Genomic DNA, 21476 nt, shown 5'->3' on the forward strand with positions numbered 1-21476 from the left:
TAAATGTTTACAATACAAATCAAAATCTTCTGTAAAATCTATGTAACAACATGTAATTTGTGTTAAACTCCATTCCAGCAAAGATTTGTTTTATATGTGTTAATCATTTATTTATGAAAGGTTCACAAAGATTAACATATTGCTTGACGTTAACAAACTTCTTGATTATATTAGCCTGCCTTGCTTTTTGGGGTGCAAAGTACAATGAATCAGATAGTCCCATTGCAAGTAATTGTATTATTAATAATTTCAGTTGTTTGTGCGTTATTTTCCGGATTGCCCGGCTTCCTCTCTGCTTTGGCGGGAGGATTTTCGTACATTTTGCCTACCCTAGTTGCAGTTTTACTTTTAAAGTTTTCCCGACGAAATCCCGATCTGCAAAGTTCGATGTTTATCGGCGGAGAGGTTTTAAAAGTAGTGCTGTCGCTGGTATCTATGTTGGTCGTTTTTGCGATATGGCATCGATCACTGGTATTTTACCCATTCTTATTGGCGTTTCTTGGCGTCAGTCATTTGGTTTTTTTAGTATTGTTGAGAGTGAAACACTATGGCAGGTGAAACTATGACCGCTGCCGACTACATCAAGCACCACTTGCAAAGCTTGACCAGTATGTCGGATGTTACTCAGGGTCAAGGACTGAAAAACATTGCTGATTTTTCGTTCATTAACCTTGATGCAATCTTTTTTGCCGTTCTGTTGGGCGTAATCGGCAGCTTCCTTTTGTGGCGCGGTGCCAAAAAAGCGACGGCCGGTGTTCCCGGTCGTTTCCAAGCGGCTGTTGAAATTCTGTTCGAATTCGTGGATGACATGTGTAAGAGCATTATCCATAACGAACAATCGCGTAAAGCCGTTGCCCCGTTGGGTCTAACCTTGTTTGTCTGGATTCTCTTGATGAACGCCATGGATATGCTGCCGGTTGATTTGCTGCCGATGGCATGGCAAGGCATTACCGGTAATCATCATGCCCTGTTGCGCGTCGTGCCGACAGCTGACTTGAATACGACTTTGGCTCTGGCGATTGGCGTATTGCTGATCTGTATTTACTACAATGTCAAAATCAAAGGCCTTGGCGGTTGGATTCACGAGCTGTTCTGCGCACCTTTCGGTCCGTGGCTTGCTCCGGCCAACTTCCTGCTGAACTTGGTAGAGTTTTTGTCCAAAACCGTATCCCACGGTATGCGGTTGTTTGGTAATATGTATGCCGGCGAGCTGGTGTTCCTGTTGATCGCTCTGTTGGGCGGTGCATGGGCGTCAACCGGTAGTGTCGAAACTTTGGATCCGATTTTATTTGTGTTCCACCTGATTGCCGGTTTGGCTTGGGCGATTTTCCACATTTTGGTCATCACCTTGCAGGCATTTATTTTCATGGCGTTGGCGTTCGTATATATCGGACAGGCGCATGATGCACACTAATCAAGTAGTTTTTTTGTAGTTTGTTTTTTGTAGTTTAACCTTTACTATTTTAAGGAGTTTAAAAATGGGTTTGATTGCTATCGCATGTGGTTTGATCGTTGCCTTGGGTGCATTGGGTGCCTCTATCGGTATCGCAATGGTTGGTTCTAAATACTTGGAGTCTTCTGCTCGCCAACCTGAGCTGATCGGTCCTCTGCAAACCAAACTGTTCTTGATCGCTGGTCTGATCGACGCGGCCTTCTTGATCGGTGTGGCTATTGCCCTGTTGTTCGCCTTCGTTAATCCGTTTGGTACTGGTGCTGCGTAATCAAAACGGAGCGATCCGTTCAGATACAGGCTTACGGTCTGTTTGATTAACCCAGATACGAAGGTTAAGTAACGTGAATATTAATGCAACCTTATTTGCGCAAATCCTAGTTTTCTTTGGCTTGGTTTGGTTTACGATGAAATTCGTATGGCCTCCGATTGCCAAAGCATTGGACGAGCGTGCCGCAAAAATCGCCGAGGGCTTGGCTGCCGCCGAGCGCGGTAAGAGCGATTTTGAGCAGGCAGAGAAAAAAGTTGCAGAACTTATGGCCGAAGGGCGTAATCAGGTAACCGAAATGGTTGCCAACGCCGAAAAACGTGCTGCAAAAATTGTAGAAGAAGCCAAAGAGCAAGCTTCTCATGAAGCAGCACGCATTGCAGCCCAAGCAAAAGCTGATGTAGAGCAAGAAGTTAACCGCGCGCGCGAAGTATTGCGCGAACAGGTCGCTTCATTGGCTGTTAAAGGTGCGGAATCTATCCTGCGTAAAGAAGTCGATGCTTCCAAACATGCAGATCTGCTCAGTGCCTTAAAACAGGAGCTGTAATCTTATGGCAGAGTTCGCAACGATTGCCAGACCTTATGCGAAAGCATTGTTTAGTCTGGCTCAGGAAAAAAACCAAATCGAGTCTTGGTTGGGCGAACTGAAAGAACTCGCAGCGGTTGTTCAAGATGAGAAAGTCATTGCTTTCATCGAGCAACCGGAAACGGGAGCTTCCGAAAAAGCAGAAACGCTCAAAGGTCTTGTCGGTATCAAAAATGTCGAATTGGCAAATTTCATTACCGTTTTGGCCGAGCAAAAGCGTTTGCTGGTATTGCCGGAAATTTATGCCCAATATCAAGATTTGACCTTGATACACAACAATACGAAATCGGCAGTAATTTACAGCGCGTATGAGCTCAGTTCTCAGCAGCTGGCCGATGTTACCGATATCCTGACAAAACGCTTCAACAGCAAATTGGATGTGGTAGCTAAAGTTGCCCCTGAATTAATCGGCGGCATCAAAGTAGAAGTGGGTGATCAGGTCTTGGATTTGTCCGTACAAGGCAAACTGAATGCTTTGTATGCGACTATGACGAATTAGGAGAGTTTTCATGCAGCTTAATCCTGCTGAAATTAGCGATTTGATTAAAGCCAAAATCGAAAATCTGTCCGTCAATGCAGAAGTGCGTACCCGTGGTACCGTTGTTTCTGTTACAGACGGCATTGTGCGCATTCATGGCTTGTCAGACGCGATGCAAGGTGAGATGCTCGAATTCCCCGGTAACACTTTCGGTCTGGCCATGAACTTGGAGCGTGACTCCGTCGGTGCCGTAGTGTTGGGTGAGTACGAACACATTAAAGAAGGCGATACAGTTACCTGTACCGGCCGTATTTTGGAAGTGCCGATCGGTCGCGAACTGGTTGGCCGCGTGGTTGATGCATTGGGTCGTCCTATCGATGGTAAAGGCCCAATCAATACAACATTGACTGCTCCAATCGAGAAAATTGCACCAGGTGTGATTGCGCGTAAATCGGTTGACCAACCAATGCAAACCGGCCTGAAAGCCATTGACTCTATGGTTCCGGTTGGTCGTGGCCAACGTGAGCTGATTATTGGTGACCGTCAAACCGGTAAAACTGCCGTAGCACTGGATGCCATCGTTAACCAAAAAGGTACAGGCGTTATCTGTATCTATGTGGCTATCGGTCAAAAAGCATCTTCTATTGCCAACGTAGTACGCAAATTGGAAGAGCATGGCGCGATGGAGCATACCATCGTGGTTGCTGCAACTGCTTCTGAAGCCGCTGCACTGCAATATATCGCTCCTTACTCAGGTTGTACCATGGGTGAATTCTTCCGTGACCGTGGTGAAGATGCGTTGATCGTATACGATGACTTGTCTAAACAAGCCGTTGCATACCGCCAAATTTCTCTGCTGTTGCGCCGTCCTCCTGGCCGTGAAGCATATCCTGGCGACGTATTCTATCTGCACTCCCGTCTGTTGGAACGTGCGGCCCGCGTCAGCGAAAACGAAGTTGAAAAACTGACTAATGGCGAAGTAAAAGGCAAAACCGGTTCTCTGACTGCGTTGCCGATTATTGAAACCCAAGCCGGTGACGTATCAGCATTCGTACCAACCAACGTAATCTCGATTACAGACGGCCAAATCTTCTTGGAAACCGACTTGTTCAACGCCGGTATCCGTCCTGCAATCAATGCCGGTATTTCCGTATCGCGCGTAGGTGGTGCAGCACAAACCAAAGTCATCAAAAAACTGGGTGGCGGTATCCGTTTGGCGTTGGCACAGTACCGTGAATTGGCGGCGTTTTCGCAATTTGCTTCCGATTTGGACGAAGCAACACGCAAACAGCTGCAACACGGTGAAGTAGTTACTGAATTGATGAAACAAAAACAATTCAGCACATTGAACACTGCCGAAATGGCATTGACTTTGTGGGCGATCAACAACGGTTCTTACGCAGATGTTCCGGTATCCAAGGCCTTGGCTTTCGAAGCAGAATTCTTGAGTTTCGTACGTACGCAACATCCTGAGGTTCTGGAAGCGATTAATGCATCAGGCGCAATGTCTGACGAAAGCGAAAAAGCATTGACCGAAGCCATGAAATCTTTCAAATCTTCTTACGCTTACCAAGCATAAGTATTGAGATGAAAGGAGTCTGAAATGGCAGTCGGAAAAGAGATTCTCACCAAAATCCGTAGTGTTCAAAATACCCAAAAGATCACTAAAGCGATGCAAATGGTGTCGACCTCTAAAATGCGGAAGACTCAAGACCGGATGCGTTTAGCGCGTCCGTACGCCGAAAAAGTGCGTACAGTGATGAGCCATCTTGCACAGACTAATGCCGATCATGGTATCAAATTGTTGGAGCCGCACCGCGAAGTGCGTCGTGCCGGCTTCATTTTGATTACCTCGGATAAAGGTTTGTGCGGTGGCTTGAACGCAAACGTACTGAAAAAGTTTTTGGCGCAAGTTCAAGAGTATCAGGAACAAGGCATCGAAGTCGAAGTCGTGTGCCTGGGTAGTAAAGGTTTGGCTGCATGCCAAAGTATCGGTTTGAATGTTATTGCCAGTGCAACCAATTTGGGCGATACCCCGAAAATGGAAGCGTTGCTTGGCCCTTTGACCGAAATCTTCCAACGTTATGAGAAGCATGAATTAGACCGTATCCATATGGTTTACTCACGTTTTGTCAACACAATGCGCCAAGAGCCGCGTATGGAAGTTTTGCTGCCTATCGGTGAAAACGTTATTGACGACGGAACAGGTCATTCTTCATTTACTTGGGAATACCTCTACGAGCCGAGTCCTATCGCCGTATTGGAATATTTGGTTCGCCGCTATTTAGAGTCTGTGGTTTATCAGGCATTGAGCGACAACATGGCATCTGAACAAGCCGCGCGTATGGTAGCGATGAAAGCCGCAACCGACAACGCAGGCAATGCCATCAAAGAATTGCGTTTGGTGTACAACAAATCGCGTCAAGCCGCGATTACCACAGAATTGTCAGAAATTGTAGCAGGTGCAGCGGCAGTTTAATGCCGTCTGAAGCCTGAACAGGAAATTAGGATACGATAATGAGCCAAGGCAAAATCGTACAAGTTATTGGTGCGGTGGTTGACGTGGAATTTCCACGCGACGCTATCCCGCATGTTTACGATGCCCTGAAATTGGACGAGAACGGTCTGACTCTGGAAGTTCAACAACTTCTGGGTGACGGTGTTGTCCGTACTATTGCAATGGGTAGTTCAGACGGCCTGAAACGCGGTATGTCTGTAAGCAATACTGGTGCGCCAATCACTGTGCCGGTAGGTAAAGGTACATTGGGTCGTATTGTCGACGTATTGGGTACACCTGTTGATGAAGCAGGTCCGATCGATACCGACAAGAGCCGTGCCATTCACCAAACTGCTCCAAAATTCGACGAGTTGTCTTCAACTACCGAATTGCTGGAAACTGGTATTAAAGTGATCGACTTGCTGTGTCCGTTTGCTAAGGGCGGTAAAGTAGGTCTGTTCGGTGGTGCCGGTGTGGGCAAAACCGTGAACATGATGGAATTGATCAACAACATCGCCAAAGCGCACAGCGGTCTGTCCGTGTTCGCAGGTGTGGGTGAACGTACCCGTGAAGGTAACGACTTCTACCACGAGATGAAAGATTCCAACGTATTGGATAAAGTAGCCATGGTGTATGGCCAAATGAACGAACCTCCAGGCAACCGTCTGCGCGTTGCTTTGACCGGTTTGACTATGGCCGAATACTTCCGTGATGAAAAAGACGAAAACGGTAAAGGTCGCGACGTATTGTTCTTCGTTGACAACATCTACCGTTACACTCTGGCCGGTACCGAAGTATCTGCACTGTTGGGCCGTATGCCTTCTGCAGTGGGTTACCAACCGACATTGGCTGAAGAAATGGGTCGTTTGCAAGAGCGTATTACCTCTACCCAAACCGGTTCCATTACTTCCATCCAAGCCGTATATGTACCTGCGGATGACTTGACTGACCCGTCTCCAGCGACAACTTTCGCCCACTTGGACGCGACCGTTGTATTGAGCCGTGATATTGCATCTTTGGGTATTTACCCGGCAGTTGACCCGCTTGACTCTACTTCACGCCAATTGGATCCGATGGTATTGGGTCAAGAGCACTACGACGTAGCGCGCGGTGTACAGTCTACTCTGCAAAAATACAAAGAATTGCGCGACATTATCGCCATTCTGGGTATGGACGAATTGTCTGACGAAGACAAACTGACTGTGATGCGTGCCCGTAAAATCCAACGCTTCCTGTCTCAACCGTTCCACGTTGCCGAAGTATTTACCGGTTCTCCAGGCAAATACGTTTCATTGCGTGACACTATCGCCGGCTTTAAAGCCATCTTGAACGGCGAATACGACCATCTGCCTGAACAAGCGTTCTACATGGTAGGCGGCATCGAAGAAGCGGCTGAGAAAGCGAAAACCTTAAACTAAGGAGGCCGGCATGAGCACCATGCAAGTTGAAGTGGTCAGTAGCGAGCAAAACATCTATTCGGGCGAAGCCAGCTTTGTGGTGGTTCCAACCGTTCAAGGTGAGCTTGGTATTTATCCACGACACGAGCCGATTATGAGTTTGGTACGCCCCGGAGCATTGCGTTTGACTGTTCCGGGTGAAGCTGAAGAAGTGTTGGTAGCCGTTTCCGGTGGTGTTTTAGAAGTACAGCCTGATAAGATTACCGTATTGGCAGACGTTGCCGTCCGCAGTACAGAAATGGATCAGGCACGTGCTGAAGCCGCTAAAAAAGCAGCCGAGGCAGGTGTTTCTGCAGCCAAAGATGATAAATCTCTGGCCGAAGCGCACAAAGCATTGGCAGCAGCCATTGCCCAGCTGAAAACTTTGGACTACCTTCGTTCGCAAAAAAACAAGTAATGTGGGTTCATCAAGAAAAAGCACAACGAAATGTTGTGCTTTTTTATTTGCCTGAAGATAAGCGGTTTGATATTAAAATACCGATAGACGAGTAGATGGTAAGCTTGAAATCGAAACGGTAGAATCAGTTTTTATGACTCAATTGTTGGCGGATCATTTTCAAAGCAGTTAGTCTTGTTATTTGGCTAAGAATAGCCCACTCAATCTTTTTTAACCACAAAAAGCAGGTTGGATAATTCCTAATTTATTACAACTGCAACAGATCTGAATTGGTGAGTATTGAAAATATTATAATTTGCGGAAGCTCTTGTATAAACAAAAGGCCGTCTGAAAAGTTTCAGACGGCCTTTAAATCATTATTACGGCATTTGTTTATGATTAGTCGATGGTTTTATCCAGTCCTTGGGTCAGACCGTTGATATCGCCACCATTTAATCCCAGCTCTTTCAAGAGACCGTCAACCAACGGGGCTTGGCTGCGGTAGCGCAGGGCGCTGTTGACCATTTGGTCTGCAAGGCTGGCTTGTGTAGTTTGGCCGTCTGAAACACCTTCCGCACCGTTTGCACCACCGGCAAAGCCACTCAGACCATTGACTTGCAAAATCTTGATGTCTTCGATTTTTTCCATTGGGCGAACGGATTCGCGGATGATGTCCGGCAGGTGTTTCAAGAGGGCAAGGCGCACTTGCATTTCAACCTGTTCAACACTCAGGACGTTGGCAGCTTCGTTCACAGCACGTGTACCTTCGGCATCAACCTTGTATTGTTGCTCTTGCGCTTGCGCCAACAGAATTTTGGCATCGGCCTCACCTTTGGCTTGCAGGCGGTGTTTTTCGGCTTCGGCTTCGGCGGCAATACGCACGGCTTCTGCGCGGTCTTGTGCAGCTTGTTTTTCAGCTTCAGCGGCAACAGTGAGCGAAATTGCATCTTTTTGCGCGGCTTCTTCGGCGGCAATCAATTCCACCGCTTTGGCACGCTCGGCGCGTTCGGTTTCGCGTACGGTAATCACGCTCTCTTCTTCGCGAACGGCGGCGGCGCGGGCTTTGTCGGCTTCGGCTTTGGCTTCGGATTCGGCACGCGATTTTTCAGCAACGGCGATGGCTCGGTCTTGCTCGGCCAACTCGATGGCTTTGCGGCGTTCAACCTCTGCTTGTTCAACGGCTTGGGCTTTTCTAATGTCTTCGTTTTTAATGTCGCGTTCGGCGGCAATACGTTTCAGATCCACTTCGCGTTCTGCGGCAATTTTCGCTTCTTCCGCTTCACGTTTTTTCTGGGCTTCTTGTTCGGCGATGCTGGCTTCTTGTTCAGCACGGCGTACTGAGATTTCACGCTCTTGTTCGAGTTTGGCGTATTCTTCTTCGCGCGAGATTTTCAGGCGTTGCTGCTCGGCTTCGAGGTTTTTGGTTTTGATTGCCAAGTCGGTGTCTTGTTCGATTTCGTTACGTTTTTTGCGGCGGCCTTCGATGGTTTCGGTCAGTTTGGTCAAACCTTCCGCGTCAAAGGCGTTTTGAGGGTTAAAGAACTCAAAGCTGGTTTGGTCGAGGCCGGTCAGGGAAACGGTTTCGAGTTCGAGACCGTTTTTAAACAAGTCTTCGCTCACGACTTGTTGTACTTTCTGAACGAAATCAACACGTTTCTCATGCAATTCTTCCATTGCCATTTCAGCGGCAACGGCGCGCAGGGCGTCAACGAATTTACCTTCGACGAGGTCTTTCAACTCATCGGGAGACATGGTTTTCATACCCAGCGTTTGTGCGGCAGTCGCAATGCTCTCGGCGCTGGGTTTAACGCGGACGTAAAATTCCGCCATTACGTCAACGCGCATACGGTCGCGGGTAATCAGCGCTTGTTGGGCTGCGCGGCGCACTTCAAGGCGCAGTGTATTCATGTTGACGGGGATGATTTCGTGCAATACAGGCAGCACCATCGCACCGCCGTTCATAATGACTTTTTCGCCACCAAAACCGGTGCGGACAAATGAAACTTCTTTGCTGGCACGGCGATACAGACGGGTCAGGATGAGGCCGAGTACAAACAGCGCGACGAGTATGACGCCGGCGATAGTGCCGATGGAGACCAAGTTCATGGTTTTTCCTTTCTTCTTGTTAATATGCCTTTGGGGGCGGTGGATTCAGAAGGCTTTGAGGGAGAGAGGCCGTCTGAAAGGGTTAAAAATATGGGTTGAAATAATAGGGTGGTTGTTTTTCTGATTGTTATTTCAAATTTCTAAATGGTGAGGATAGGGCGGTGAAGCATCTATTTTTACCGTATCGATAAATCAGAAGTTTCAGACGGCCTTAATCTACCAAGCTGCCGCTCGGATTCAAAATTGCTTTAAATGTATTTCCGTCCAACGACACCAGCAATACCGCATCACCTTGTTTTAATACATCTTCAGAGTCAGGCTCTACCATCACATAATGCTGTTGGCCGTAAGCATCTTTCACGCGCACCTGTGCCGCATTGCCTACCCGAGCTTCGCCCAACACCACTGTGCCGACGCGCCCGATTAAACTTTCCTGCGAAACGGCAGTGGTTTCATCTTTCGGCATAATTTTGTATAAACCGCTAGCCGTTACTCGTACTAAGGGCAGAGAAAGAAACCAGACGATGACTGCTGCCAGCGTGCCATTCAGATAACTGCCGAATACAGTGGCAAAGGCCGTCTGAAACAGATAACCCGTCAGTCCGTATACGGCAAGAAATACCACCATCAACATCAACACCGGGATACGTCCGACATACAGCCAGCTCAGGAAACGCACGAATATGCCTGCATCCGCCACATCCAATCCGACTTCGGCGTGCGCGGTTTCGGTCAGACTGTCGGGTAACAGGTTGTCCAACCAGTCGCTGATACCGCCTGCCAGCATGGAAATGACTTCCAACACACCGAGCAAAACCATCAGCGCAATGGCAATGCCGAAGATTTCAGTTTCGGGGGCGTTGATTAAATTCCACATATTGCATTTCCTTATTCTTTTTAATTTTTTCTTTATTGGAGTTGTATTTGGAATAATACATTTTTAATGTTGGTGGGGTTTATTTGGATTTTATCTATTTCATCTAAGTAAATCTAAAAGCATCCATCCCCAAAAGATATATGCAATCCAAAATAAACGGTGCTTGAAGAAGTTTTTAAATTTTATTTGAGTTAGGCACTTCTTCTCCAATAAATCTAAGAGTTTTTGCTGCTCTTGTTTGTCACAGTTTTCCAAGATTTCGGTTTTTAACAATTTTATGGCTTTTTTAATAGAAACTTTCCATCCATCTGCAATTAATTTGTCTCCATATTTTGCCTTCACGTCATTCATAATAATAACAGCATAGAATCCCATGATTAAAATAGCAGCAACTATTGCGGGTATGGGGTGATTATCACTAAGAGACCAAACCGCGATAGTTGATAACAGCAACCATGCAGCATGGTGATTCAACATCTTATGGTAGTAAGCAATCTGATCAGCAAGCTCATAAATCTTATTAACAAAATTCATCTTATTTCCCTGCTTTCAATGCTGCCAATCTTTCGGCAATGCGGTTGTTGCGGCTTAAGTCTTCCAGTTCTTTCAGCTTGGCTAACTGCGCCGCATCAGTGCTGCTGTGTACCGAGTTTTGGCGACCCATCACACGGTCGAAGGCATTGCCGCTTTTTTCAGCATCACGGGCAATGCGGTTGAGGTCGCTGCCGTTGCCGCCGGCTGTTTTACCTGTACCCATGCTTTGCTGTGCAGCACGCCAGTCTTGCAACTGCTGCTGCATCTCGCGTTTTTTCGCCTGCAGGGCTGCGATAAAGCCTTCGAGCTCTTTTTCTTGTGCGGAACAATCGGCGATGGTGTTTTCCAAAACAGGCAGACGCGCTTCGATGTCCATCTGTTCGGCGATACCTGCTTCGGCAAGGTCATCGCGACCGGCATCTACGGCAGCTTGCAGATTGGCATCGATGGCTTCGTGGCGGTTGCTTTCGTCGGCCATTTTCTTGGCGGCAAGATGTTTCTGTGCCAACACTTTGCCCAATTCTGCACGCACTTCATCTACTGCACGCTCAATTTCGCGGATGCTTTCGTTCATTACCGCTTCAGGCGCGAGGTTTTCTGCCGCATCAATCAGGGCATGAAAACCGCCGCTCACCAGACGGCCTACTCGGCGGGATAGGGTTTCGCTCATTTGGATTTTCCTTTCACTAAAATGTGTTTGTTTCATTTGGTATGGCGGCAGTCTTAAACTTCATTTGCCTGCTGCACAATCTTTGCCAGTTTCAAAGTGTTTTCAAGCTGTTGCAGAACGCTGTCGTCGTATGCCGCACCTTTGCCTGTTACGGCGAGTTGCAAGATGCTGTCAGTCAGGCGGACGATGCGCCACATCAGTTCGCGTTCGTATTTTTTCAAATCGTCGAGATCGGCTTCTTCGGGCAAGTCGGCGGCGAGCGTTGCGCCTAAATCGGGCAGTTGTTCAAACAACCTCGCCACGATATGCGAATGCACTCCAGCCTGTTTTTCAGCGTGCAAGATTTCGTGTTTTGCCGCTTGGAAAAACTGCTCCTGCGCCGTCAGTGCAGAGCCGTAATCGCGTGTCTGCGTATGCGCCAAGCGCGCCAGCTTGAGCAATTCGCGGATTTTTTCAGACGGCGTATTCGCACCTTCGATTTTTAGTTCGGCAATAAAATCAGCATCTTCCTGAGTGATGCGCACACTAATTGGGATACGGTTCGTTGCATTCATATTCGTTTGCTTTGGTTTGTATTCATTTGAATACAAATATACAAGATGGGGTTCTGAGGCGCAATACTTAAAACCGTATATTTATGTAAACATCAGGCCGTCTGAAACTTGATTTTCGGTTTTCAGACGGCCTTTTCCTTTATAATCCGTACATTATTTTCATACACACAGCAGGTTCCCCATGTCCAACAAACCCACACTCCTTCTCGTTGACGGCTCTTCTTATCTTTACCGCGCCTATCATGCTATGGGGCAGAATTTGTCCGCGCCCGACGGTGCGCCGACTGGGGCGATGTATGGCGTGTTGAATATGCTGCGCCGGCTGCGTGCGGATTATGTGCACGACTATTGCGCGGTGGTGTTTGATGCTAAGGGTAAGAATTTCCGCCACGAGATGTTTCCCGACTATAAGGCGACGCGTCCGCCGATGCCGGACGATTTGCGCCCGCAGGCGGAAGCCTTGCCGGATTTGGTGCGCCTGATGGGCTGGCCGGTATTGGTGATTCCGCAGGTGGAAGCGGACGACGTTATCGGCACTTTGGCTAAGATGGCTAGCGAAGCAGGGTGGAACGTGGTGGTATCTACCGGCGATAAGGACATGGCGCAGTTGGTGAACGAGCGCGTAACGCTGGTGAACACGATGAGCGGCGAGACGCTGGACATTGAAGGCGTGAAGGAGAAATTCGGCGTGCGCCCCGACCAAATCCGCGATTATCTCGCGCTGATGGGCGACAAGGTGGACAACGTGCCGGGCGTGGAGAAGTGCGGCCCGAAAACCGCGGTGAAGTGGCTGGAAGCCTACGGCTCGCTGGCTGGTGTGATGGAACACGCTGCGGAAATCAAGGGCAAGGTTGGTGAAAACCTGCAAGCCGCGCTGCCCCAACTGCCGCTGTCGTATGACTTGGTAACGATTAAAACCGATGTGGACTTGCACACCGAGCTTTCAGACGGCCTTGAAAGCCTGCGCCGCACTACGCCTAAATGGGCGCAGCTGGTTGTTGATTTCAAACGCTGGGGTTTCCGTACTTGGTTGAAAGAGGCAGAGAGCCGTATGCACGAAGCGCAAAACACAGATTTATTCGGCAGCGAGCATATCGGCGAACAGGCCGCATTGGCGATGGAAACACAGCCGGAAAAACAACCCGAACTTGCCCCAGCCCCTGAGAAACTGGATTATCAAGCCGTTACCACCGAAGCACAGTTTGCCGCCTTGTTGGACAAACTGGCTCAGGCGGACACAATCGGCATCGATACGGAAACCACGTCATTAGACGCGATGAATGCCGCGCTGGTTGGCATCAGCATTGCGTTCCAAGCAGGTGAAGCGGTTTATATCCCCGTAGGACACAGCCTGACTGCCGCACCCGAACAACTTGATTTGCAAGACGTATTAGGCCGTCTGAAGCCGCATTTGGAAAATCCTGCTCTGAAAAAAATCGGGCAAAACCTCAAATATGATCAACACGTTTTCGCCAACTACGAGATCGCCCTAAACGGCATTACCGGCGACGCTATGCTCGCTTCCTACATCATAGAGAGCCATCTCGGACACGGTTTGGACGAATTGTCCGAACGCTGGCTGGGCTTGGAAACCATTACCTACGAATCGCTGTGCGGCAAAGGCGCGAAGCAAATCGGTTTTGCCGACGTCGCCATTGAGCAGGCGACCGAATACGCCGCCCAAGACGCAGATTTCGCCCTGCGCCTCGAAGCGCACCTGCGCGCGCAGATGGACGCCAAACAGCTTGAAATGTATGAAAAAATGGAGCTGCCCGTCGCGCAAGTATTGTTTGAAATGGAACGCAACGGCGTGCAAATCGACCGCGCCGAACTCGCCCGCCAAAGCGCGGAACTCGGCGCCGAGCTGATGAAGCTCGAACAAGAAGCCTACGCCGCCGCAGGCCAGCCGTTCAACCTCAATTCGCCCAAACAGCTTCAAGAAATCCTGTTCGACAAAATGGGCATCCCCACCAAAGGTCTGAAAAAAACCGCCAAAGGCGGCATTTCCACCAACGAAGCCGTGCTCGAACAGCTCGCGCCCGACTACCCCCTGCCCAAAATCATCCTGCAAAACCGCAGCCTGGCGAAACTCAAATCCACCTACACCGACAAACTGCCCGAAATGATTTCCCCCAAAGACGGTCGCGTGCATACCACCTACGCCCAAGCCGTCGCCATTACCGGCCGCCTCGCCAGCAATAACCCCAACCTGCAAAACATCCCCATCCGCACCGCCGAAGGCCGCCGCGTGCGCCGCGCCTTTACCGCACCGCAAGGCAGCGTCATCGTTTCCGCCGACTACTCCCAAATCGAGCTGCGCATCATGGCGCACCTCTCCGGCGACAAAACCCTCATCGCCGCGTTCCAAAACGGAGAAGACGTACACCGCCGCACCGCCGCCGAAGTATTCGGCATCGCCCCCGAAAACGTCTCGTCCGAACAACGTCGCTACGCCAAAACCATCAACTTCGGCCTGATCTACGGCATGGGCCAATACGGCCTCGCCAAATCGCTGGGCATAGACAACATCTCCGCCAAAAACTTTATCGACCGCTACTTTGCCCGCTACCCCGGCGTCGCCGAATACATGCAGCGCACCAAAGAACAAGCCGCCGCCCAAGGTTTCGTCGAAACCCTGTTCGGCCGCCGCCTCTACCTGCCCGACATCCACAACAAAAACGCCAACGCCCGCGCCGGAGCCGAACGCGCCGCCATCAACGCCCCTATGCAGGGTACAGCGTCCGACCTCATCAAACGCGCCATGATAGACGTATCCCGCTGGCTGGTTTCAGATGGCCTGCAAAGCAAACTGATCATGCAGGTGCATGACGAATTGGTGTTGGAAGTACCCGAAGCAGAGCTGGATTTGGTCAAAGAAAAACTGCCGCAGATTATGGCAAAAGTGGATGAGGGGATGTTGAACGTGCCGCTGGTGGCAGAAGTGGGCGTGGGGATGAATTGGGAAGAGGCGCATTGATAAACTATAAATTTATTATTTTGAATAAGAAAGAATTTTTCTATGAATGTCTTATTGTATGTAATTATCTATCCTATTTTAGCAATTGCATTATTTTTTATATCAAATTGGTTGGGTAAACATTCTTATTCTCTTGGCTATCACAAAATTGATTTTATTGTAGATAGAGAGGACTCTGCTGCTTTTAATTTTTCTCTAAAGGTACTTACTCCTGCAATTTTTATTATTTTAATATCTGCAATTCTTTATAGTTTTCAGCTCGATAGATTTACAGAAAATATTTATATAGTTACTATTTACTCTGTTTTATTAAGATCATTTATTAATTTGTTCATGGGTAGACTGCATATCCTAGATTGGAAGCTGCAGATATTTTATGCAATTACTATTAGTATTGTTAGTTATTTTGTATACATTAAGTTAATCTTACCTAAAAAACCATTGATTCCAGATTTTAATACTATTTCTAATGAGTTATGGATAATAATTGGTTTATTTATATTTAATATCATAAATAAAATTGAATTGCCCGAAGCTAAGAAAAAAGAAAGAATCTCAAAATATATAGCTATTAAATATAAGAATTTTATCTCTTTGTATGGTAAATGCATTAAATCTAATCTTGAGGATGGCTTAGAAAATATTTATAAAAAGGTAGAGATTGCAAAAGAATGGGATACAAACAATAATGATTTTAGAATTAATAATCTTAAGTTTCTTCAATTGGTTGTTTATTCTATAATGATATTTGAAGATTTTAATAGACCAAAGAATGCTAGATTGATTGAAAATTTTGTAGCTAAGCATAGCCCTAGGGAAATAACGCTAGGTATCATGCAGGTGAAAACAGATAAATTAATCACTGATGAACAAAGTATATCGTTAGGTATTGATAAAATAATAAATTCATTTTATGGATATTTAGTTGAATATGCTCAATCAGATTATAACTATTCTAGAGACTGTATAGATTTAATATTAGAAGACTATAATTTGGGTGAGGAATATTCTGGCTCTGTAAAAAATATATGTGATATTTTATCAATAAAAAATTACCAGAAAGACTTTATTGATATATGGTTTGATAATCTTCAAATTATGAAAAAGGGTAATGTTAAGCTAGTAGTCGGAGGTCGAATACTTCAATTTCGATAAAAGTTGCAATAATATCAAAAGTATTTGAATTCAAACATATCCAAGGTCGTCTGAAAACCTTTCAAGGTTTTCAGACGATGTTATATTCAGCATTACTAGATTTTAAGAATTTGATTTAATGGCAGCCACTATTTCAATGGGTGTAATTAAAAAATAGTTATGGTATCGAAAAGAAAAAAATGAATAGGATTGGGAACATTAGATGAAATTGTTACTCGCTTGTTTTTTAATAGTTGTCGTCATTGTTTTTTTCAAACTTATACGACGGAGTGTAGGTAAAAAAACTGCGCCTGATTCTATTCAAGCTATTACTCAGTTGGCAGAAGAAGGAAATGTCCAGGCTCAATATGAATTAGCTGGGTTATGTTGTAATAAAGAGCCTAAAGATTATCGAAAGGCAGTGCATTGGTATATGAAGGCGGCAGAGCAGGGGCATCTTGATGCGCAATGTCTTTTGATAATGGAGTATTCAAGGTTTTTGACTAACAGGGACTATGAACTGTTGAAACAATGGCTGCATGCAAAGGCAGAGAATGGAGATGGGAGAACTAAATTTTCTTTGGGAAAGCTGTATTTGAAGCTGTCAGATTATGAACAGGCATTGTATTGGTATCGTCTTGCCAGTAGCCAGGGATATGGCCCTGCTGATTGCCAAATAGGAACAATGTACGAGTATGGAATAGGTGTTCCTCAAGACTATAAACAGGCAGAAGAATGGTTTATTAAAGGTGGACCATATAGTGAGCCTCGATGGCACTTGTTCATGATGTATTCTCGCATGGCGAGTGAAGGGGATATAGAGGCTCAATACAAATTAGGCTTTCAGTATCGATATGGTGGAAGTGTAGATCAATGGGATCCTTCTTTTGGTATTGATTATAAGCAGGCACTGTCTTTATTTCGTAAATTGGCGGAACAAGGGCATGCCGATGCTCAGTTTCAATTGGCTCAGATGTACAATGATGGAGTAGGCGTGACGCAAAATGATGTGTTGGCGATTTATTGGTATCGTAAAGCGGCAGAGCAGGGAGTTGCATCGGCTCAGTTTCGTTTGGGCATTAAGTATAAACTTGGCCAAGGTTTTCAACAGGATGACACGCTGGCTCAAGAATGGTTTGAGAAGGCTTATAGCAACGGGTATCCTCGTGAAGAGTCTTAAGGTTCAATAAGTAGTTGCTCAAGTAACCTGACAATAATATTAGGCCGTCTGAAAATCCCTAAACATTTTCAGACGGCCTTTTTATATGCTAGTTCTCTATATTCTATTCGCCGTATGCTTTTATTCTCGGCCTTTTATCTCTTTTTTTCATGAACAATGTTGCCGGTGTTACAATCGGCATATTCTTATTGTTATCAAACAGGTGTTTCATGCAGTTTTTCGGCCTGCTTATTCCTATTATTATCGGCTATTTTCTTGATGAGATGACCACGGGCGTGATTATTGGGTCGTTGTTTTGGCTGGTTGCTTGGTCAATCGCCAAACAACGCCAAGAAGAGCGTTTGGCTGAATCTGCTACGGCAGGCGACAGGATGCAGAAGCTGGAGCAGGAAATCGAGCTGCTGAAACAGCGTTTGTCGGTGTTGGAGTATGAGGCTGTCCGTGATGAGGCGAAGGTAGGGCAGGGGCTTGAGGCTCGGCCTGCTGCAGATGTTCAGACGGCCTCTGAGCCGCTTCATGTTCGGGTTGAGCCTGAGGCGGAAGCTGCGCCTGTTAAGCAGAAAATTGAAGAGGCATTTGCTCCTTCTTTTTCTATACCTATTAATCCTGTTTCTGCCAAGGCTGCTGCTTCGTCTGAGCCTGTTGTGGAAGAAGTTGTCGAGGCGGTTGCTCCGGTTGCTGCTGAACAAGAAGAGCTGCCTAAGGAAGAGGCTGTTGTTGCTTCGATGCCGTCTGAAAGCGAAGAAGCGCCATCGCGTCAATTCGTTATCCATAAAGATAAGGTGGAAGGCGGAGAGTATAAGTTTTCCGATAATCCGATTGTCGCTTGGTTCTTGCGCGGTAATCCGCTGTTGAAAACCGGTATTGTGGTGCTGTTCCTCGGTTTGGCGTTTTTGCTGCGCTATGCCTCCGAGCGGGTTCATGTGCCGGTGGAGCTGCGTTATCTGACTGTGGCAGGCGCGGGTTTGGCGGCGGTGGTCGGCGGCTGGAAGCTGCAAAGCCGTAAGCGTGAGTATGGCTTGGTGTTGCAGGGTTTCGGCGTGGCGGTGATGTATTTGACGGCGTTGGCGGCGTTGAAACTACATCCGCTGCTGCCTGTGTCGGTCGTGTTCGGGCTGATGGTGGCGATGGTTGTGCTGATGGCGTGGTTGGCGGTAAGGCAGAATGCGCAGATTATGGCGCAGGTTGCTTTAATCGGCGGTATGGCCGCGCCTTTGTTGACTTCAGATGGCAGCGGCAATTATTTGGTGCTGTTTTCTTATCTCGCCCTGCTCAATGCCGGTGTGGCCGCGATTGCGTGGTTTAAGGCATGGCGTCCGCTGAACCTGACGGGTTTTGTCGCTACTTTTGCCATTGCCGCGCTGTGGGGCATGCGAAGTTATACGCCGCAACATTTCGCCACTACCGAGCCTTTTCTGATTTACCTCTGGCTGCTCTATACCTTTATCGCGTATCTGTTCGCACGCCGTAAGCTGACGGAAAACAGCGAAGACAGCGTTACGCCGATTGCCGACAATGCGACTTTAGAGGAGATTGGCAACAGTATTTACACATATGGCCTGCGCGTGCATGTCCTCGACCATACTTTATTGTTTGGCACGATGGCGGCAGCGTTCGGCCTGCAATACCGCATGGTGGAGCATTGGCCGTCTGCGGATGCACTTTCCGCATTGGGTTTTGCCGCTGTTTACGGACTGGCCGCGCTGCTGCTGAAACGTCAGCAGGGTTTGTATATTTTGCGTCAGGCGTTTTTTGCGTTGGCGGTATTGTTCCTCACGATTGCCGTTCCGCTTTATTTTGAACCGAGCAATACGGTTATCCTGTGGAGTGCCGAATCCGCACTGGTTTATTTCTTCGGTTTGCGCCAACAGCGTCCGCATATCCGTTTGGGTGCGCTGATGGTTTATCTCTTGGCGGCGCTGATTCAGCTGGGCAATTATCAGGGCTTCGGCACGGATACCGTTCTGGAAGGGCAGTGGTTTACGACGGTTGTGGTGTTGCTTGGCGGAGCGGCGATTTACTTGCTGTGGTATTTCTCGCGTCGCGAAGGTTCGGCGCAATGGGAAAAATCCGTTCAGACGGCCGTGTTGTCTGCCGCCTTGCTGTACATCTCTATTTTGCCTTTGCTTTTCTTGGCCGACCAAGGCAGCATTGTCGCTCTCTCTGCTTTGGCGGCGGCGTGGGCATTCTGCCGGCGCAAATATGAGCCGAATGTGTTCATCACATTTGTCTTGGGCAATGTATTGTTCGCCCTGTTGCTGCAATCCAGCATCATTTATGAATCCCAAGGCTTCCTGAGCCATCAGTACCTTATTGCCGCTACGCCTTTGCTTTTTGCGGCTGCTTACGCGCTGCAATATCCGCGCGTACCGGTTACAAGCGAAAAGCCGGAAGGAAACGAGGTTTACTTTGCGCAGGTTTCAGGCTGGATCATCCTGCTTACTGCGTTGGCGACAGGCAGCTACGCCCTCTATATGCAATGGACAGGCGAGGAAACCCTGTTTATCGAGTTGTGGATGTGGCCGATATTTGCCGGCTTGCTGCTGTTTGCCAAACGTTTGAAATGGGAAGAGTTGCTGCAGGCAAACTTGGCATTCCTGCCCGTGTTTGCCCTGCATTTCGTCTTCTATCATACCGAACACGCATGGACAGCCGCCGCAGCCTTGCCGCTTGTGGCCGCCACCGTGTTGAACTTCATTATTCTGAACAACTATCCGCGCCATGATCTGATTTGGTTGCACAAACTCAATATCACGATACTCGGCGTACTTTGGACGCTTTGGACCGCGCTGTATGTCGGCAGCCTTCTCTCCGGCGTTTGGTCGCAGCTCTCATGGCTGGTTGTGCCTTTGGCGATGTGGATTGTTTTCCATACGCAGCGCCAACGCGAATTTTTCAGACGGCATCAAGCCATTTATCAGCATTTTGCTATGCCGTTGTGCGCCCTTGCTGCCGCCTGTTGGATGCTGTGGACCAACTTCTCCACGCCGTTCCAACCTTCGCCGTTGCCGTATATTCCCGTGCTTAACCCATTGGAACTTGCCAGCGCCGGCATGCTTTGGTTTGCACTGAAATCCCTGCCCGAAGCCTTACCGTCCGACCTTCGCCGTACCACGGCAACCACAGTTTCCGCCTTGGCATTTATGCTGATTAGCGCGGGCGTGATGCGCGTATGGCATTTCTACGACGGCATCACTTGGCGTCTTGACATCATGCTCCAATCCTTCGGCCTGCAAGCCAGCCTCTCCGTCGTTTGGGCAGTAACCGCCATCATCTTGATGGTACTCGGCAACCGCCGCAAACAGCGTTCCTACTGGATGACAGGCGCGACGCTGATGGGCATCGTGGTCGTCAAACTCTTCCTGATCGAGCTTTCCAACAGCGGCGGTATCGAGCGCATTGCCTCCTTCATCATCGTTGGCCTGCTGCTGCTTCTGGTCGGCTGGTTTGCACCCGTTCCGCCCAAAGCAGAGAATGATGGCGAACCTAAAGCCTAATTATTAATCTCCAAAGGAAAAGGCCGTCTGAAAAAGCAGCGTTATCTGTTTTCAGACGGCCTTTATTTTTTAGAAGGTGCAATCTGCTTTGTTCTAGAATGTCTAATCGTATTGAGTTATGATGCCTTTTAATATATAAATGGATAAGCCGTAGGCCGTCTGAAAAAACGAAAACGGGTGCAACCCGAATATTCGCATACCACGCATGATGCGTCCGATAGACTGACCATGGGTGGACACATAAAGATAAAAACCGCTACCGAAGGAAATAGAAAATGCCTAACCGCAATGAGCTTCCCTTAATTTATTCTTGTTCCGGATGCTCCGATGTGGCGCAGCTGGCCAACAACACTGCCGTGGCGCTCGACCATGCCGGAGAATTTGAAATGTCGTGCATTTCCGGTGTGGGCGGCAAAGTCGCGCCGTTGGTGCGCAAAGCGCAGTCCGGACGGCCGATGTTGGTTATTGACGGCTGTCATCTGCATTGCGCCAAATCGTGTTTGGAAAATGTGGGCGTCGAAATCCCGGAAGGGCATCATGTGAAACTATACGAACTGGGCTACAAAAAACGCTTTGGCAAAAGCTATGACGAGGCTACGGTAGAAGAAGTTTATCAATATGTTTTGACGAAGAAGGGCGATGTATTGAGCAGTTAACGACTTTTATTTGCCTGATTGTCCCCAGAATATCGGTTGAGAATCTAATCCATGGGACTGCAAGTTTTACCTAATACATGATTTGGAACGTGAGATAATAAAGATTTTAGGCCGTCTGAAAACCCATTTAGTTTTCAGACGGCCTTATATTTTGGCAGATATACAGTTTAGCCTGATTG

Annotated in this window: 19 protein-coding genes; 14 read left to right on the forward strand and 5 right to left on the reverse strand. The window is 47.9% G+C overall.

Annotated elements, in window-relative coordinates; all coding sequences use genetic code 11:
* Positions 1-204: 204 nt before the first annotated feature.
* The 9 genes from ACTHTY_RS04440 to ACTHTY_RS04480 all read left to right on the forward strand — a co-directional run bounded on the left by ACTHTY_RS04440 (position 205) and on the right by ACTHTY_RS04480 (position 7133).
* A complete protein-coding gene (locus ACTHTY_RS04440; RefSeq protein ID WP_049331704.1) occupies positions 205-558 on the forward strand; it encodes an ATP synthase subunit I in 354 nt (117 codons plus the stop codon).
* Complete coding sequence (gene atpB, locus ACTHTY_RS04445; protein ID WP_003748099.1) at positions 548-1414, forward strand: F0F1 ATP synthase subunit A; 867 nt, start codon at positions 548-550, stop codon at positions 1412-1414. Before ACTHTY_RS04440 ends, atpB begins: the two co-directional genes overlap by 11 nt.
* Positions 1415-1478: 64 nt before the next feature.
* Positions 1479-1721 carry a F0F1 ATP synthase subunit C gene (gene atpE, locus ACTHTY_RS04450; protein WP_003708448.1) on the forward strand — a complete coding sequence of 81 codons (243 nt, stop codon included), beginning with the start codon at positions 1479-1481 and terminating at the stop codon, positions 1719-1721.
* 73 nt (positions 1722-1794) lie between these two features.
* Complete coding sequence (locus ACTHTY_RS04455; RefSeq protein WP_003708446.1) at positions 1795-2265, forward strand: F0F1 ATP synthase subunit B; 471 nt, start codon at positions 1795-1797, stop codon at positions 2263-2265.
* Between the two features lie 4 nt (positions 2266-2269).
* Complete coding sequence (locus tag ACTHTY_RS04460; RefSeq protein ID WP_004519004.1) at positions 2270-2803, forward strand: F0F1 ATP synthase subunit delta; 534 nt, start codon at positions 2270-2272, stop codon at positions 2801-2803.
* A 10-nt stretch (positions 2804-2813) separates the two neighbouring features.
* Positions 2814-4361 carry a F0F1 ATP synthase subunit alpha gene (gene atpA, locus ACTHTY_RS04465; RefSeq protein ID WP_003676111.1) on the forward strand — a complete coding sequence of 516 codons (1548 nt, stop codon included), beginning with the start codon at positions 2814-2816 and terminating at the stop codon, positions 4359-4361.
* A gap of 24 nt (positions 4362-4385) precedes the next feature.
* On the forward strand, positions 4386-5261 hold the full coding sequence (gene atpG, locus ACTHTY_RS04470; RefSeq protein WP_101755791.1) for a F0F1 ATP synthase subunit gamma: 876 nt from the start codon (positions 4386-4388) through the stop codon (positions 5259-5261).
* 38 nt (positions 5262-5299) lie between these two features.
* Positions 5300-6697, forward strand: coding sequence for a F0F1 ATP synthase subunit beta (gene atpD, locus ACTHTY_RS04475; RefSeq protein ID WP_003683789.1), 1398 nt, complete (start codon positions 5300-5302; stop codon positions 6695-6697).
* A 10-nt stretch (positions 6698-6707) separates the two neighbouring features.
* Positions 6708-7133 (forward strand): F0F1 ATP synthase subunit epsilon, encoded by a 426-nt coding sequence (locus tag ACTHTY_RS04480; protein WP_049331696.1) that lies wholly within the window; start codon positions 6708-6710, stop codon positions 7131-7133.
* A 378-nt stretch (positions 7134-7511) separates the two neighbouring features.
* Here ACTHTY_RS04480 and ACTHTY_RS04485 read toward each other — a convergent pair whose 3' ends face one another.
* The 5 genes from ACTHTY_RS04485 to ACTHTY_RS04505 form a co-directional block, all read right to left on the reverse strand.
* Positions 7512-9218 carry a flotillin family protein gene (locus ACTHTY_RS04485; RefSeq protein WP_440366585.1) on the reverse strand — a complete coding sequence of 569 codons (1707 nt, stop codon included), beginning with the start codon at positions 9216-9218 and terminating at the stop codon, positions 7512-7514.
* Positions 9219-9429: 211 nt separating this feature from the next.
* A complete protein-coding gene (locus ACTHTY_RS04490; RefSeq protein WP_250578954.1) occupies positions 9430-10095 on the reverse strand; it encodes a YqiJ family protein in 666 nt (221 codons plus the stop codon).
* A gap of 99 nt (positions 10096-10194) precedes the next feature.
* A complete protein-coding gene (locus tag ACTHTY_RS04495; protein WP_440366586.1) occupies positions 10195-10629 on the reverse strand; it encodes a hypothetical protein in 435 nt (144 codons plus the stop codon).
* A 1-nt stretch (position 10630) separates the two neighbouring features.
* Positions 10631-11299 (reverse strand): PspA/IM30 family protein, encoded by a 669-nt coding sequence (locus ACTHTY_RS04500; protein ID WP_440366587.1) that lies wholly within the window; start codon positions 11297-11299, stop codon positions 10631-10633.
* A gap of 53 nt (positions 11300-11352) precedes the next feature.
* The gene (locus tag ACTHTY_RS04505; RefSeq protein WP_049331682.1) at positions 11353-11853 is read right to left on the reverse strand and encodes a hypothetical protein; all 501 of its coding nucleotides are present in this window, start codon (positions 11851-11853) and stop codon (positions 11353-11355) included.
* Between the two features lie 181 nt (positions 11854-12034).
* On the opposite strand from ACTHTY_RS04505, the gene polA reads away from it, so the two are divergent.
* The 5 genes from polA to ACTHTY_RS04530 all read left to right on the forward strand — a co-directional run bounded on the left by polA (position 12035) and on the right by ACTHTY_RS04530 (position 21297).
* The gene (polA, locus tag ACTHTY_RS04510) at positions 12035-14830 is read left to right on the forward strand and encodes a DNA polymerase I (protein WP_440366588.1); all 2796 of its coding nucleotides are present in this window, start codon (positions 12035-12037) and stop codon (positions 14828-14830) included.
* Positions 14831-14872: 42 nt separating this feature from the next.
* Positions 14873-15985, forward strand: coding sequence for a hypothetical protein (locus ACTHTY_RS04515; RefSeq protein ID WP_440366589.1), 1113 nt, complete (start codon positions 14873-14875; stop codon positions 15983-15985).
* 202 nt (positions 15986-16187) lie between these two features.
* Entirely contained in the window at positions 16188-17144 is a 957-nt protein-coding gene (locus tag ACTHTY_RS04520) for an SEL1-like repeat protein (protein WP_440366590.1), read from the forward strand.
* A gap of 209 nt (positions 17145-17353) precedes the next feature.
* Entirely contained in the window at positions 17354-20641 is a 3288-nt protein-coding gene (locus ACTHTY_RS04525; protein WP_440366591.1) for a DUF2339 domain-containing protein, read from the forward strand.
* Between the two features lie 275 nt (positions 20642-20916).
* Complete coding sequence (locus ACTHTY_RS04530) at positions 20917-21297, forward strand: putative zinc-binding protein (protein ID WP_003748129.1); 381 nt, start codon at positions 20917-20919, stop codon at positions 21295-21297.
* The last annotated feature ends 179 nt before the right edge of the window (positions 21298-21476 follow it).

The organism is Neisseria sp. P0019.S002, assembly GCF_051957155.1.
Taxonomy (GTDB): Bacteria; Pseudomonadota; Gammaproteobacteria; order Burkholderiales; family Neisseriaceae; genus Neisseria; species Neisseria perflava.

Bases quoted from the DNA above. Each gene is read 5' to 3' on its own strand.
- ACTHTY_RS04440 (WP_049331704.1), top strand. From the start codon at position 205: ATGAATCAGATAGTCCCATTGCAAGTAATTGTATTATTAATAATTTCA.
- atpB (WP_003748099.1), top strand. From the start codon at position 548: ATGGCAGGTGAAACTATGACCGCTGCCGACTACATCAAGCACCACTTG.
- atpE (WP_003708448.1), top strand. From the start codon at position 1,479: ATGGGTTTGATTGCTATCGCATGTGGTTTGATCGTTGCCTTGGGTGCA.
- ACTHTY_RS04460 (WP_004519004.1), top strand. From the start codon at position 2,270: ATGGCAGAGTTCGCAACGATTGCCAGACCTTATGCGAAAGCATTGTTT.
- atpA (WP_003676111.1), top strand. From the start codon at position 2,814: ATGCAGCTTAATCCTGCTGAAATTAGCGATTTGATTAAAGCCAAAATC.
- atpG (WP_101755791.1), top strand. From the start codon at position 4,386: ATGGCAGTCGGAAAAGAGATTCTCACCAAAATCCGTAGTGTTCAAAAT.
- atpD (WP_003683789.1), top strand. From the start codon at position 5,300: ATGAGCCAAGGCAAAATCGTACAAGTTATTGGTGCGGTGGTTGACGTG.
- ACTHTY_RS04480 (WP_049331696.1), top strand. From the start codon at position 6,708: ATGAGCACCATGCAAGTTGAAGTGGTCAGTAGCGAGCAAAACATCTAT.
- ACTHTY_RS04485 (WP_440366585.1), bottom strand. From the start codon at position 9,218: ATGAACTTGGTCTCCATCGGCACTATCGCCGGCGTCATACTCGTCGCG.
- ACTHTY_RS04490 (WP_250578954.1), bottom strand. From the start codon at position 10,095: ATGTGGAATTTAATCAACGCCCCCGAAACTGAAATCTTCGGCATTGCC.
- ACTHTY_RS04495 (WP_440366586.1), bottom strand. From the start codon at position 10,629: ATGAATTTTGTTAATAAGATTTATGAGCTTGCTGATCAGATTGCTTAC.
- ACTHTY_RS04500 (WP_440366587.1), bottom strand. From the start codon at position 11,299: ATGAGCGAAACCCTATCCCGCCGAGTAGGCCGTCTGGTGAGCGGCGGT.
- ACTHTY_RS04505 (WP_049331682.1), bottom strand. From the start codon at position 11,853: ATGAATGCAACGAACCGTATCCCAATTAGTGTGCGCATCACTCAGGAA.
- polA (WP_440366588.1), top strand. From the start codon at position 12,035: ATGTCCAACAAACCCACACTCCTTCTCGTTGACGGCTCTTCTTATCTT.
- ACTHTY_RS04515 (WP_440366589.1), top strand. From the start codon at position 14,873: ATGAATGTCTTATTGTATGTAATTATCTATCCTATTTTAGCAATTGCA.
- ACTHTY_RS04520 (WP_440366590.1), top strand. From the start codon at position 16,188: ATGAAATTGTTACTCGCTTGTTTTTTAATAGTTGTCGTCATTGTTTTT.
- ACTHTY_RS04525 (WP_440366591.1), top strand. From the start codon at position 17,354: ATGCAGTTTTTCGGCCTGCTTATTCCTATTATTATCGGCTATTTTCTT.
- ACTHTY_RS04530 (WP_003748129.1), top strand. From the start codon at position 20,917: ATGCCTAACCGCAATGAGCTTCCCTTAATTTATTCTTGTTCCGGATGC.